The organism is Streptomyces sp. CNH189, assembly GCF_000527195.1.
In genome coordinates this window covers 562987-575978 of record NZ_AZUS01000001.1, presented here as the reverse complement: position 1 = coordinate 575978, position 12992 = coordinate 562987, and the positions used below count along the sequence as shown (strand labels likewise).

The 12992-nt window shown below is 72.5% G+C and carries 12 protein-coding genes; 4 read left to right on the top strand and 8 right to left on the bottom strand.

The genetic code is table 11. The annotated features are described in order from the left end of the window. Nucleotides 1–367: 367 nt before the first annotated feature. Complete coding sequence (gene ppdK, locus B100_RS0102565; RefSeq protein WP_024882909.1) at nt 368–3115, top strand: pyruvate, phosphate dikinase; 2748 nt, start codon at nt 368–370, stop codon at nt 3113–3115. A gap of 154 nt (nt 3116–3269) precedes the next feature. Here the strand turns inward: ppdK and B100_RS0102560 are convergent, their stop codons facing one another. Next, complete coding sequence (locus B100_RS0102560) at nt 3270–3680, bottom strand: excalibur calcium-binding domain-containing protein (RefSeq protein WP_024882908.1); 411 nt, start codon at nt 3678–3680, stop codon at nt 3270–3272. Nucleotides 3681–3978: 298 nt separating this feature from the next. Between B100_RS0102560 and B100_RS0102555 the strand changes: the two genes are divergently transcribed. Next, nucleotides 3979–4644 (top strand): hypothetical protein, encoded by a 666-nt coding sequence (locus B100_RS0102555; protein WP_024882907.1) that lies wholly within the window; start codon nt 3979–3981, stop codon nt 4642–4644. 39 nt (nt 4645–4683) lie between these two features. Here the strand turns inward: B100_RS0102555 and B100_RS0102550 are convergent, their stop codons facing one another. From B100_RS0102550 to B100_RS0102535, 4 genes are all read right to left on the bottom strand, one after another. Next, nucleotides 4684–5106: an LAETG motif-containing sortase-dependent surface protein gene (locus B100_RS0102550; RefSeq protein WP_024882906.1), complete on the bottom strand. Its 423-nt coding sequence runs from the start codon at nt 5104–5106 to the stop codon at nt 4684–4686. 186 nt (nt 5107–5292) lie between these two features. Next, nucleotides 5293–5646, bottom strand: a complete 354-nt coding sequence (gene nirD / locus B100_RS0102545) for a nitrite reductase small subunit NirD (protein ID WP_024882905.1) — start codon at nt 5644–5646, stop codon at nt 5293–5295. Continuing rightward, complete coding sequence (nirB, locus tag B100_RS0102540; protein WP_024882904.1) at nt 5643–8243, bottom strand: nitrite reductase large subunit NirB; 2601 nt, start codon at nt 8241–8243, stop codon at nt 5643–5645. The genes nirD and nirB overlap by 4 nt, the downstream gene beginning before the upstream one ends. Next, the gene (locus tag B100_RS0102535) at nt 8243–9460 is read right to left on the bottom strand and encodes an FAD-dependent oxidoreductase (protein ID WP_024882903.1); all 1218 of its coding nucleotides are present in this window, start codon (nt 9458–9460) and stop codon (nt 8243–8245) included. Before B100_RS0102535 ends, nirB begins: the two co-directional genes overlap by 1 nt. Nucleotides 9461–9653: 193 nt before the next feature. Between B100_RS0102535 and B100_RS0102530 the strand changes: the two genes are divergently transcribed. Both B100_RS0102530 and B100_RS0102520 read left to right on the top strand, forming a co-directional pair. Beyond that, nucleotides 9654–10436, top strand: coding sequence for a sulfite exporter TauE/SafE family protein (locus tag B100_RS0102530; protein ID WP_024882902.1), 783 nt, complete (start codon nt 9654–9656; stop codon nt 10434–10436). Nucleotides 10437–10707: 271 nt separating this feature from the next. After that, nucleotides 10708–10887, top strand: coding sequence for a hypothetical protein (locus B100_RS0102520; RefSeq protein WP_158686694.1), 180 nt, complete (start codon nt 10708–10710; stop codon nt 10885–10887). Nucleotides 10888–10906: 19 nt separating this feature from the next. Here the strand turns inward: B100_RS0102520 and B100_RS0102515 are convergent, their stop codons facing one another. The 3 genes from B100_RS0102515 to B100_RS0102505 all read right to left on the bottom strand — a co-directional run bounded on the left by B100_RS0102515 (nt 10907) and on the right by B100_RS0102505 (nt 12935). Continuing rightward, the gene (locus tag B100_RS0102515) at nt 10907–11554 is read right to left on the bottom strand and encodes a class F sortase (protein ID WP_024882899.1); all 648 of its coding nucleotides are present in this window, start codon (nt 11552–11554) and stop codon (nt 10907–10909) included. A 112-nt stretch (nt 11555–11666) separates the two neighbouring features. Then, nucleotides 11667–12212: a hypothetical protein gene (locus tag B100_RS0102510; protein WP_024882898.1), complete on the bottom strand. Its 546-nt coding sequence runs from the start codon at nt 12210–12212 to the stop codon at nt 11667–11669. A 309-nt stretch (nt 12213–12521) separates the two neighbouring features. Further along, nucleotides 12522–12935, bottom strand: a complete 414-nt coding sequence (locus tag B100_RS0102505) for a gamma-glutamylcyclotransferase family protein (protein WP_024882897.1) — start codon at nt 12933–12935, stop codon at nt 12522–12524. Between the last annotated feature and the right edge of the window lie 57 nt (nt 12936–12992).

The window sequence follows — 12992 nt, the reverse complement described above, 5'->3', positions numbered from 1 at the left end:
AACCCGGCGCCGTGTGGCAGCGTGATTCTCGCCACCCCTGATAGGGGTTCCGCTCAGATGAGCGGATCATGGGAGGCTGCACTTCTCAAAGATTGGCACTCAGTGCCACCCGGTGATCGTTCATCGAGCGAAATCAAACGTGGGCAAAGATGCTCACATGAGCGGCTCACGCGGTGCTGGGAGGCGCTCCGCGTTCAAGAAGTGAAAACACTCGGCCCTGACTGCTTGCCAAGCCTTGACTTTCGATCCGCTGGCACTCGGCCGGTCACAGGCGCACGACGTACAAGTGGACGTACCCAGAGGCCTTCGATCTGGGTACATTCCTCGCCGTCAGGGCAGCCACCGCGTCCTCGAGGAGTCGAGACCCGTGTCGGAAAACAAAGATCCCCACGTAGCTCAGCCGGGCACGAGCGTTGAGAGCGTGAAGTTCGTCTACGACTTCACCGAGGGCAACAAGGACCTCAAGGACCTGTTGGGCGGCAAGGGGGCCAACCTCGCCGAGATGACCAACCTCGGTCTCCCCGTGCCACCCGGCTTCACCATCACCACCGAGGCCTGCAAGGTCTACCTCGACAGCGGCGAGGAGCCGGCGGCACTGCGTGACGAGGTGAGTGCGCACCTCGACGCGCTCGAGCAGAAGATGGGCAAGAAGCTCGGCCAGGCCGACGACCCCCTCCTCGTGTCGGTCCGCTCCGGCGCCAAGTTCTCCATGCCCGGCATGATGGACACCGTCCTCAACATCGGTCTGTCGGACAAGTCCGTGCAGGGCCTGGCCAAGCAGGCCGGGGACGACCGGTTCGCGTGGGACTCCTACCGGCGCCTCATCCAGATGTTCGGCAAGACCGTCCTCGGCGTGGACGGCGAGCTGTTCGAGGACGCCCTCGAGGCGGCCAAGGCGGCCAAGAAGGTCACGGTCGACACCGAGCTGGAGGCCGCCGACCTCAAGAAGCTCGTCACCAAGTTCAAGAAGGTCGTCAAGACCGAGTGCGGCCGGGACTTCCCGCAGGACCCGCGCGAGCAGATGGACCTCGCCATCAAGGCGGTCTTCGACTCCTGGAACGGCGAGAGGGCCAAGCTCTACCGCCGCCAGGAGCGCATCCCGCACGACCTGGGCACCGCCGTCAACGTCTGCTCGATGGTCTTCGGCAACCTCGGCCCCGACTCCGGCACCGGCGTCGCCTTCACCCGCGACCCCGCCTCCGGCCACCAGGGCGTCTACGGCGACTACCTGCAGAACGCGCAGGGCGAGGACGTCGTCGCGGGCATCCGCAACACGGTCCCGCTCGCGGAGCTGGAGCAGATCGACAAGAAGTCGTACGACCAGCTGATGCAGATCATGGAGACGCTGGAGAACCACTACAAGGATCTCTGCGACATCGAGTTCACCATCGAGCGCGGCCAGCTGTGGATGCTGCAGACCCGCGTCGGCAAGCGCACCGCGGGCGCCGCCTTCCGCATCGCCACGCAGCTGGTGGACCAGGGCCTGATCGACGAGGCCGAGGCGCTGTGCCGGGTCAACGGCGCGCAGCTCGCCCAGCTGATGTTCCCCCGCTTCGACGACGAGGCGAAGGTCGAGCAGGTCGGGCGGGGCATCGCCGCCTCCCCGGGCGCCGCGGTCGGCAAGGCGGTCTTCGACTCCTACACCGCCGTCAAGTGGTCCCGGTCCGGTGAGAAGGTCATCCTGATCCGCCGCGAGACCAACCCCGACGACCTGGACGGCATGATCGCCGCCGAGGGCATCCTCACCTCGCGCGGCGGCAAGACCTCCCACGCGGCCGTCGTCGCCCGCGGCATGGGCAAGACCTGTGTCTGCGGCGCCGAGGAGCTGGAGGTCGACACCAAGCGCCGCCGGATGACCGTGCCCGGCGGGCAGGTCGTCGAGGAGGGCGACGTCATCTCCATCGACGGCTCCTCCGGCAAGGTCTACCTGGGCGAGGTCCCGGTCGTCCCGTCCCCGGTCGTGGAGTACTTCGAGGGCCGGATGCACCCCGGCGCCGACGACGCCGACGAGCTGGTCGAGGCCGTGCACCGGATGATGGCGTTCGCCGACCGCAAGCGCCGGCTGCGGGTGCGCGCCAACGCCGACAACGCCGAGGACGCCCTGCGCGCCCGCCGGTTCGGTGCCCAGGGCATCGGCCTGTGCCGCACCGAGCACATGTTCCTCGGTGACCGGCGCGAGCTGGTGGAGCGGCTGATCCTGGCCGACACCCAGGCCGAGCGCGAGGAGTCCCTCAAGGGCCTGCTGCCGCTGCAGAAGCAGGACTTCGTCGAGCTGTTCGAGGCGATGGACGGCCTGCCCGTCACCATCCGCCTGCTCGACCCGCCGCTGCACGAGTTCCTGCCCGACATCACCGAGCTGTCGGTCCGCGTGGCCCTCGCCGAGTCCCGGCAGGAGCCGCACGAGAACGAGCTGCGGCTGCTCCAGGCCGTGCACCGGCTGCACGAGCAGAACCCGATGCTGGGTCTGCGCGGTGTCCGTCTCGGACTGGTCATCCCGGGCCTGTTCACCATGCAGGTGCGGGCGATCGCCGAGGCCGCGGCCGAGCGCCGGAACGCCAAGGGCGACCCGCGTGCGGAGATCATGATCCCGCTGGTCGGCACCGTCCAGGAGCTGGAGATCGTCCGCGAGGAGGCCGACAAGGTCATCGCGGAGGTCGAGGAGGCCACCGGCACGCGGCTCAAGCTCGCCATCGGCACGATGATCGAGCTGCCGCGCGCCGCGCTGACCGCCGGCCAGATCGCGGAGGCGGCCGAGTTCTTCTCCTTCGGCACCAACGACCTCACCCAGACGGTGTGGGGCTTCTCCCGGGACGACGTGGAGGCCAGCTTCTTCACGGCCTACCTGGAGAAGGGCATCTTCGGGGTGTCGCCGTTCGAGACGATCGACAAGGACGGCGTGGGCTCCCTGGTGCAGTCCGCGGTCAAGGCCGGCCGTGAGACCCGCCCGGACCTGAAGCTCGGCGTCTGTGGCGAGCACGGCGGCGACCCGGAGTCGGTCCACTTCTTCCACGAGGTGGGACTGGACTACGTCTCCTGCTCCCCGTTCCGCATCCCGGTGGCCCGGCTGGAGGCCGGCCGCGCCGCCGTCACCTCGGAGGGCAGCGACCACCGCTGAGCCCTCCGGGGCGTCCGACCCCGGGGCCGTCGTCTGTCACCCGACCACCCTCACCGATCGGCGGCGGTTCCGGATCACGAAGGAGGGGCGGCACCCGTGCGGGGGTGCCGCCCCTTCCGTCGTGCGCCCACGCGGAACGCGCCCGGTGGGGCGGTCAGGTGCGGTTGCGGCGCATGCGGGAGGTGATGAGCACGATGCCTCCGACGAGGACCACGGCGGCGACGCCTGTGGTCACGTAGGTCGTGAGGCCGCTGTCCTCGTCGGCGAGGTCGTCGCTCCGGGCAGCCGTGGTGGTGTCGGCCACGGGGGTGGCGTCCCCGCCGACCTCGGTGTGGTCGCGCGGGATGAAGCCGGCGGGGGGTTCGTCGCAGGCGATGCCGTCCCCGTCGGGGTCGAGTTCGGGGCCGTAGTGGTCGTCCCCGCTGGTGAGCCTGGAGTAGCCGTTGTCGTACGCCTGCGCGCAGCTCTTGAACGGGTGGTCCCCGTCGTGGGCCGAGGCGGTGACGGGAACGGCGGCCAGGGTGAGGGCGGCGAGGGCCGTGAGGGTGCTTCGTATCAGGTGCATGCTAAATGCCCCCCAGTCCGATTGCGGGTGCCGGTAAGTGGGCTGTGGCGTGATGAAGTTACTGGCCGTTCAGTAGTGATGCAGAGGGTTACGAGTGACGTGTGATGTGAACGTGATGTGACGACTTCGTGGCGGACCGCCACGAACGGAGGTGATCCTTCCTCCGGTTCGCGCCGAAAGCCCACGTCGAGAGGGGTGGGGGATCCGGTTCCGGCCACCCGGAACCGGACGGCGGGGGGACCGGTAGTGTCCTGAGCCGGACGAGTGCCGCCACGGCGGGGGAGCGGAAGGTGCAGCGGTGTCACCGGTGATACGAGGGAGCAGGACCGGAACCCAGGACGGCACGGGCGGGCGCGCCGTCGACCCCTGGCGGTCGGTGCGGCGCGCGATGTGGGTGGCGCTGTGCGGCTGGGTCGCCGCGCTCGTCACCGCCTGCGCGTCCTACCTGGCGCTGCGGTGGGTGGCGGTGCCCATCGTCGTGGGGGTCGTGCTCTGCCTGACCTTCGCCGGGCTGCTGACCTGGCTGCACCGCGCCGGCTGGATCGCCCTGCTCTCCCTGGCGCCCGGCCTGCTGGTCCTCGTCGGGGCCGTCCAGTACGCGCCCGAACTGGCGCTGGAGGTGCGCGGGGTGCGCGAGAGCGTGGTGATCGTCGCCGACAGCGCGGACGCGACGGGCGGCAAGAGCCACCGGCTCACGCTGCGCACCGAGGACGGCCGGGAACTGGCCGAGCGGATGACCTACAAGGGCGACCGGGCGCCCCGGCCGGGGCAGCGGCTCGACGTGATCCGTGACCCGGAGGGCGTGGTGCCCATGGAGCGGGCGGACCAGGTGGACGCCGCCGGCCGGCTCCACGGCGCGTTCGCCGGCCTGGTGACCTGGACGCTGATGGCGGCCCTGGCCGGGTGGCGCGGCCATGTGCGGCGCCGCCAGGGCAAGGAGAGTTCCCTGCTGCTGTCGCTGTGATCCCCCGGGGGTCGGGTGTCCGGCCCCCGGGAGGGCGGGTCAGCGGTTGTCGCGGCGTCGGCGCGCGGCGATCGTCAGGCCGCCGCCCAGCAGGACGACGGTCGCGCCTCCGGCCGCGAGGTAGGGGGTGGTGTCGCTGCCGCCGGTCTCGGCGAGGTCGGTGCCGCCGCCGTTCTCCTCCGTGGCGCCGGTGTCCTCGGCGCCCGCGCCGGCGTCGTCGTCGCTGTCGTCGTGCGGCACGAAGCCGGCGGGCGGCTGGTCGCAGCCGACGCCGTCGTTGTCCCGGTCGAGGTGCTTGCCGTAGTGCTCGTCGGCCCTCGGGATGTCGCTGTACCCGTAGTCGTACGCCTCGGAGCAGTTGTCGAACGGGTGGCTGCCGTCGTGGGCCACGGCGGTGGCCGGTACGGCGGCCAGGGCGACGGCGGCGAGCACCGCGGCGGCGGAGGTGCGGAACGGGATCATGGTGAGGAGCCCCCCAGGTCGTGCGAAGACGTCTGACTCGGTACGAGGCTGACGAAACTACTGGGGTGCCACAGGTGTGTCGGGGATATGAAGGTCCCGTGATGCGAACGTGACGTGACCGGAGGGTGGCTCTCCGCCACGGTGTGCCGGGCGGTGTCCGCCCGGCACACCGTGCCGCTCAGGCGCTCACGCCGCTTTCACCTCGTACGTCGTCACCCGGACCGTGTCGTCGTCCAGACACCGGCCGGTCTCCAGGTCGAAACGCTGCTTCAGGAGCGGGGAGGCGACGAACGGGCGGCCCTGGTGGGTGCCGGTGAGGCCGCGGGAGAGGACCGCCGCCCCGGTGAACGGGTCGCGGTTGTCGAGGGCGTAGAGGCGTCCCGTGCGGTCGGTGAACACGGCGGCCTGCCGGCCGTCGGGCAGCAGGGCGGCCACCCCCCGGCCGGGGATCAGCGCGCCGAGGTCGCAGACCTCGAACCAGTCGTCCTCCAGGCGGAGTCGGATCGTCAGGCCGGTGGTCGTCTCGAGTGCCAGGGTCATCGTTGTGCGCTTCCTTCCAGGACGTCGTCGGCGGGACGCAGGCCGATGCTCAGCAGGGGCAGGTCGGGCTTGGTCTGGTCGCGTTCGGGCACGAAGGCGACGACCGGGTCGGGGGTGTCCGGGGCGTTGACGAAGGACACGAACCGGGCGAGCTTCTCGGGGTCGTTGATCGTCTCGGCCCACTCGTCGCGGTAGTGCGCGACGTGCGCGGCCATCAGCGACTCCAGCTCGTCGCAGATGCCGAGTGAGTCGTGCACCACCACGTCCCGTACGTGGTCCAGGCCGCCGGGGATCCGGTCCAGCCAGACGCTGGTGCGCTCCAGCCGGTCGGCGGTGCGGATGTAGAACATCAGGAACCGGTCGATGAGGCGGACCAGTTCGGCGTCGGAGAGGTCCTGGGCCAGCAGGTCGGCGTGGCGCGGGGTGGCGCCGCCGTTGCCGCCGACGTAGAGGTTCCAGCCGTTGGCGGTGGCGATGACGCCGAAGTCCTTCGACTGGGCCTCCGCGCACTCGCGCTGGCAGCCGGAGACCGCCGACTTGAGCTTGTGCGGGGAGCGCAGGCCCCGGTAGCGCAGCTCCAGGTCGATCGCCATGCGCACGGAGTCCTGGACGCCGTAGCGGCACCAGGTCTGCCCCACGCAGGACTTCACCGTGCGCAGCGACTTGCCGTACGCGTGGCCGGACTCGAAGCCGGCGTCGACCAGCCGGGCCCAGATCAGCGGCAGCTGCTCGACCCGCGCGCCGAACATGTCGATCCGCTGACCGCCGGTGATCTTCGTGTAGAGGCCGAAGTCACGGGCGATCTCGCCGATCACGATCAGCTTCTCGGGCGCGATCTCCCCGCCGGGGATGCGCGGCACCACCGAGTACGAGCCGTTCCTCTGCAGGTTGGCCAGGAAGTGGTCGTTGGTGTCCTGCAGCGCCGCCTGCTCGCCGTCCAGGACGTACGTACTCGCGCCGATCGCGGGCGCCAGGGACGCGATGACCGAGCCGACCGTCGGCTTGCACACCTCGCAGCCGTCGCCGCCGCGCGCCCCCTCCCGGCCGTGGCGGTCCAGCAGCTCGCGGTGGGAGGCGATGCGCAGGGCGAGGACGATCTCGTACAGCTCCTCGCGGGTCTGGGAGAAGCAGCCGCACAGGCCCTTGTCGACCTCGACGCCGTTCGCCTCCAGCTCGGCGTCCAGGAGCTGGCCCAGCACCTTCACGCAACTGCCGCAGCCCGTGCCGGCCTTGGTGCACTTCTTCACCTCGGGCACGGTGGTGCACGTGTGGTCCGTGACCGCGCCGCGGATCGCGCCCTTGGTGACGTTGTGGCAGGAGCAGATCACCGCCTCGTCGGGCAGCGCGGACGGGCCGAGCGCGGCCGGGGCCCCGGCCCCCGCGGGCAGCACCAGCGACTCCGGCGCGACCGGCGGCACGGAGCCGGTGAACGCCCGCAGCGTGCCGTACGCCTCCGCGTCGCCGACCAGGATGCCGCCGAGCAGCGTGCCGTCCCGGCCGATCACCAGCTTCTTGTACAGGCCGGCGCGCGAGTCGGAGTAGACGACGTCCAGGCAGTCCCCGGCGGTGCCGTGCGCGTCGCCGAAGGACGCCACGTCCACGCCGAGCAGCTTCAGCTTGGTGGACAGGTCGGCGCCGGTGAAGGCGGCCTCGTCCTCTGCGATGGTCGCGGCGGCCGTCTCCGCCTGCTCGTAGCCGGGGGCGACCAGGCCGTACACCCGGCCGTCCGCGGCCAGCGCGCACTCGCCGATCGCGAACACGTGCGGGTCGGCGACCGTGCGGCACTGCTCGTCGACGGTGATGCCGCCGCGCTCGCCGACCGTCAGACCGCAGTCGCGGGCCAGCTGGTCGCGGGGGCGGACACCGGCGGAGAACACCACCATGTCGGCGGCGAGTTCGGAGCCGTCGGAGAGCTTCATACCGGTGACGGCGCCCGCCTCGTCGACCACGATCTCCTGGGTGCCGACACCCGTGTGGACGCTCAGCCCCATGTCCTCGATGGTGCGCAGCAGCGCCGCGCCGCCGCCCTCGTCGACCTGCACCGGCATCAATCGCGGCGCGAACTCCACGATGTGCGAGGTGAGTCCGAGGCCCTTGAGCGCGCCGGCCGCCTCCAGGCCGAGCAGACCGCCGCCGACCACCGCGCCCACGGTCGCCTTCTTCCGCGCGTACTCCTCGATGGCGAGCAGGTCCTCGATGGTGCGGTAGACGAAGCAGCCCTCGGCGTCCTTGTTCGGCACCGGCGGCACGAACGGGTACGAGCCGGTCGCCAGCACCAGCACGTCGTAGCCGACGACCATCCCGGAGCGGGCGGTCACCGTGCGCGCCGCACGGTCCACGTGTTCGGCCGGGTCGCCGACGTGCAGCTCGATGCCGTGGTCCTCGATGAATTGCGCGTCCGTCAGCGACAGGTCCTCGGGGGTGCGGCCCGAGAAGTACGAGGTGAGCTGCACGCGGTCGTACGCCGGACGCGGCTCCTCGCACAGCACGACCACGCGGTGCGTGGCGGTCAGGCCGCGCTCGGCGAGCGCCTCCAGGAAGCGCTGGCCGACCATGCCGTGGCCGACCAGCACGATGGTCGAGGTGTCCGTGGGCATCAGGAGCCTCCGTCGTTGGTGAGCAGGTGGAGCAGGGGCCCGCCGTCGGACGGGAGCGGCTCTGCTCCCTCCCAGGCGCGCGCGAGGGCGCCGACGGTGCCGAGTTCGCCGACCAGCACCCCGCCGACCAGGCGGTCGTCGCGGACCACGACCTTGCGGTAGGTGCCGCGGGTGGCGTCGGCGAGCTGCACGACGTCGTCGCCCGGCAGCACCTCCGTCTCGCCGAACGCGGCCAGGTCGAAGGGGCTGTCCGGGCCGGTCAGGGTGAGCCGGGTGAGCGAGCGGGTGCCGGTGTAGCGGGAGGTGGTGTCCCCGGCGAGCAGCGCGGCGAGCGCGTCGGCCTGTTCCAGGGCCGGGGTGGCCAGTCCGTAGACGGTGCCGGCGTGCTGGACGCAGTCGCCGACCGCGTGGACGTACGGGTCGGAGGTGCGCAGCTCGTCGTCGACGACGACGCCCTTGGCCACGTCGAGGCCGGCGGCCTGCGCGAGGGAGACCCTCGGGTGCACCCCGCAGGCCAGCACCACCAGGTCGGCGTCCAGGGCGTAGCCGTCGGCCATCTCCACCGAGCGGACCGCGCCGCCGACGCAGCGCACGTCGCGCACCCGGCACTCGGTGTGCACCTCCACGCCGAGGCCGGTCAGATGGCGCCGGACCAGCGCGGAGGCGGCCGGGTCGAGCTGGCGTTCCATGAGCCGCTCGGACTGCTGGGCGAGGACCACCTGCGCGCCGCGTACGGCCAGCGCGCGGGCCGCGGACACGCCGAGCAGTCCGCCGCCGATCACCACCGCCCGCATGCCCGGCCGCACCTCGGCGGACAGGCCCAGGCAGTCGTCCAGGGTGCGGAACGCGTGCACGCCCCGGGGCAGCTCGTGGTCCTCGGTGAACAGGCCGCGCAGCGGCGGCAGGACGGGGTTGGAGCCGGTGGCCAGCACCAGCCGCCCGTAGGCGATCTCCGTGCCGTCCGCGCAGGCGACGGTCCGCCGGTCCCGGTCGATGCCGGTGACCCGGGCGCGGACCAGCTCCGCGGGGGCGGGCAGGGCGATCACCTCGGGCCGGTAGCGCCCGGCGAGCACCTCGGCGAGCAGCACCCGGTTGTACGGCGGGTGCTCCTCCTCGCCGATCAGCGTCACGGGCGTGCCCAGCTCGCCGAGCCGCCGGGCGAGACGTACACCCGCGAGGCCGGAGCCGATCACCACCACACGCTCGTTCGAGGTCATGTCCCGAGCGTGCGGGGCGGGTGTTACCCGGTGGCATCCCTTCTGTTTCCCGCGCGGAACGCTGCCCTCAGCGAACGCGGGCGGGAGATGTGAGGCTTCCGGGGGCGGTCGCGGGGCGGGTGTGAGGAGGCCAACCTCAACAAACGCTCATCTTGATGGACGCAACATCTATTGCCTCCATAGGCTCACCGCCATGCCCGACATATCCCTGACCACGGTCGTCCTGCTCTGCGTGGCCGCGCTCGCCGCCGGCTGGATCGACGCCGTGGTGGGCGGCGGGGGCCTGCTGCTCCTGCCCGCCCTGCTGCTCGGCCTGCCCGCCGGAACTCCCGCCGCGCACGCGTTGGGCACCAACAAGGCGGTCGCGATCGTAGGCACCACGGGCGCGGCGGTGACGTACGCGCGCAAGGCGCCGGTGGACGTGCGGACCGCGGTGCGGATCGGTCTCGCCGCCCTCGCCGGGTCGTCGGGCGGGGCGTTCCTCGCGGCCGGGATGAGCACGGAGGTGCTCAAGCCGGTCATCATGGTGGTGCTGCTGGCGGTGGCCGCCTTCGTCATCCTGCGGCCCGCCTTCGGCACCGCCCCCGCGCCCGGCCCGGCGACACGCCGGCAGATCCTCGCCGCGATCGGCCTGGCCGGCCTCGGCATCGGCTTCTACGACGGCCTGATCGGCCCCGGCACCGGCACGTTCCTCGTCCTGGCGCTCACCGCCCTGCTCCACCTGGACCTGGTCACCGCCTCCGCCACCGCCAAGATCGTCAACTGCTGCACCAACGCGGGCGCCCTCGCCACCTTCGCCTGGCAGGGCGCGGTGCTGTGGCAACTGGCGGTGATCATGGCGGTCTTCAACCTGGCGGGCGGCATGCTGGGCGCCCGCACCGCCCTCAAGCGCGGCAGCGGCTTCGTCCGCGTGGTCCTGCTCACGGTCGTCTTCGCCCTGGTGGCGAACATGGCGTACGAGCAGTGGCTGGCGTAGGCCTGTGCACGGGGGTGTCCGGTGGGGATACTGAGCCGGACATGATCACCTCGAGGAAGGCACGGCCATCACCAGACCCACAGTCACCGCGCCGCTGAGAGCCGTTCTCGCCGCCGCGGCCGTCTGCGCGGTTGGAGCCGGCTGCGGCACGCACCCCGAGCCCGACCGGAGGGCGGCGACTTCCGCGTCCCCCTCGGACACCGCCGCCCGGCCCGTCACCGCCGTGATGCCCGACGTCACCGGAGGCAACGCGCTCCGGGCACAGGAACAGATGGACGGCACGCAGGTCCGCTTCGAGGACGCCACCGGGAAGAACCGCGAGGTGGTGGACCCGCAGGCATGGCGGATCTGCGGCAGCAGGCCCGGGGCGAACCAGCAGATCACGTCGTACCCGGTGGTCCTTCTGGTGGTCCCGGACGCGGCGTCCTGCCCGGACGGGGTCTCCGGGTGAGCCCCGCGCCACCCCGACGTCAGCGCGTCCCCGTCAGGTGGGCGTACACCACCACGTTGCCCCGGTAGCCCGTCGTGGGGGAGTAGCCCGCGCCGCAGGTGATGACGCGGAGTTCCGGGCGGTGGGCCGCGCCGTAGACCTTCTCGTCGGGGAAGCCCCGCGCGTCGTACGCCTCGACGGCGTCCACCGTGAACAGGGCGACCGTGCCGTCGCGCCGGGCCACCTCGACCGTGCTGCCCTTGTCCAGGGCGCCCAGGGAGTAGAAGACGGCCGGGCCGTCGGCGTTGTCCACGTGGCCCGCGATGATCGCGGTGCCCCGCTCGCCGGGGGTGGTGCCCGCCTCGTACCAGCCGGCCAGGTCGGGCCGGTCGGCGGGCGGGACGTCCAGGGAACCGGCCCCGGTCAGCCCGAGGCCGGCCAGCGGCGCGTCCACGTCGATCGAGGGGATGCGGACCCGGTCGGGCGGCGACGGCGGCAGCGCCGGGACCGGGGAGCGGGCCGGGCCGTGCGCGTCGGTCTCGGAGTGCGCCTGCGCGGCGGACGGCTGCGGCGGGGCGTCGCCCCTGCCGTCCCGCAGCAGCACCGCACCCGCGCACAGGGCGCACACCGTGACGGCGGCTATCGCCGTGTTGCCGGGACTCCGGGGCCGGCGGAACCTGCGGCGCATCAGGAGACCTCACCTCGAATCGGCCCCGTACCCCCCTCCGGGCCGCGAGGGGCGTCGGACCCGGAGGGGGAGGGGTTGCGGTACCTGCGGGACGGGCAGCGGAGGGTGCCCGTCAGATCCCGTCGCCTCTCGCCCGGCGATGCAGGAGCCAGGTACCGCCCGCGGCGGCGACGGCGAGCGCCGTCACCCCGGCCGCGGTCTGTACGGGGTCGGTGCCCAGAGCGCCACCGACCCCCGTCTTCACACTTCCTCGCGGAATCACGAGCTCCGCGTCCGGTGTCAGCGTCACCACGAGGTCACCGGTCACCTCGCGCCCGCTCCCGGCGCAGGCGACGACGATCTCGTACGTCCCGGGCTGCGCGCTCGGCGGCACCTGGAACTGCCCGATCGCGTCCCGCTCGTGCGTGCTCGGCGCCAGAGTGAACCGGCCGGCCCCGACGGCGGAGGCGTCGCCCGCCGCCGTGCCCTCGTCGCCACACGCCGCGGTGTTCGCGGAGACCTGCGCGCCCGGCGCGACCGACGACGGGTACATCCGCAGACCCCCGGTCGACGGTCCGGGGGCCTCCCCGGCGTACGCGGGGGCGGCGAGCAGCCCCGCGGTTGCCACGGCGAGTGCGGTGCCGGTCATGCCGGTCAGCAGCCGGGCGGTACGTCGCATCGATGCTCCCTCGAGCTCACGGAGGCGACCCGGCCCGCGGCACCCCCATGTGCCGCCGTCGACCGCGTCCCTGCCCCTCCGAGGTAAGTGCCCCAGGGCGGGTGGCGCTTCCTGAGGAGGCGTCAGGGCGGCGGCTGAACGGGTGTCAGGCGCTCCGCGGCCGCTCGGCCCACGATGTGTTCCAGCAGGTCAACGCCGTGGCGGCGGCCGGCCGGGCGGCGTGCGGGCGGATTGGGCCGGGCGGGGCGGCGAAGGGCTGACCGGGCGAGGGCGCACGCCCCGGCGTGTTCCGGGGGGCGTACGCGCGCCTCACCCCAGCCCTCTCCAGTCCCCGCCCTCCACGCGCGTCCCGCGCGCCCGAAGGCGAGCCGCGACCGCCGGGGCGGCGACGTACACCCACGCCCGGACCGTCGCGCCGTCGGACTCCCGGACCACCGGCCGCGCCACCCGGTCGTACAGGTTGCGCGGGTCGCCCGGGACGTACTCCTCCAGCCGGTCCAGGCGCCCCAGGAGCTCCGCGTACGCCTGCGGCAGGGCGGTCACCAGCTCCCCGCGCACCTCTCCGTCCGGCGCCTCCACGGCGTACGGGTAACCGGGGCCCTCGTACAGCACCGCGCCCCGCAGCCGGCTCGCCTCCTCGCGCGCGGTGCGGCCGCGCAGGAAGCGGTCGTGGTTGACCTCGCCGGGGCGGAGGGTGCCGTAGACGAAGAAGGGGAGGTTCACTCGCTTCACCTGCGCGGACGGTCGGCGGAGCCCCTCTGCACCGAAGTGCCACCGGAG

Coding starts and splice junctions, on each gene's coding strand:
- B100_RS0102520 (WP_158686694.1), top strand. CDS start 10,708: ATGGACGGCACGCAGGTCCGCTTCGAGGACGCCACCGGGAAGAACCGC.
- nirD (WP_024882905.1), bottom strand. CDS start 5,646: ATGACCCTGGCACTCGAGACGACCACCGGCCTGACGATCCGACTCCGC.
- B100_RS0102510 (WP_024882898.1), bottom strand. CDS start 12,212: ATGCGACGTACCGCCCGGCTGCTGACCGGCATGACCGGCACCGCACTC.
- nirB (WP_024882904.1), bottom strand. CDS start 8,243: ATGCCCACGGACACCTCGACCATCGTGCTGGTCGGCCACGGCATGGTC.
- B100_RS0102550 (WP_024882906.1), bottom strand. CDS start 5,106: ATGATCCCGTTCCGCACCTCCGCCGCCGCGGTGCTCGCCGCCGTCGCC.
- B100_RS0102530 (WP_024882902.1), top strand. CDS start 9,654: ATGCCCGACATATCCCTGACCACGGTCGTCCTGCTCTGCGTGGCCGCG.
- B100_RS0102560 (WP_024882908.1), bottom strand. CDS start 3,680: ATGCACCTGATACGAAGCACCCTCACGGCCCTCGCCGCCCTCACCCTG.
- B100_RS0102535 (WP_024882903.1), bottom strand. CDS start 9,460: ATGACCTCGAACGAGCGTGTGGTGGTGATCGGCTCCGGCCTCGCGGGT.
- B100_RS0102515 (WP_024882899.1), bottom strand. CDS start 11,554: ATGCGCCGCAGGTTCCGCCGGCCCCGGAGTCCCGGCAACACGGCGATA.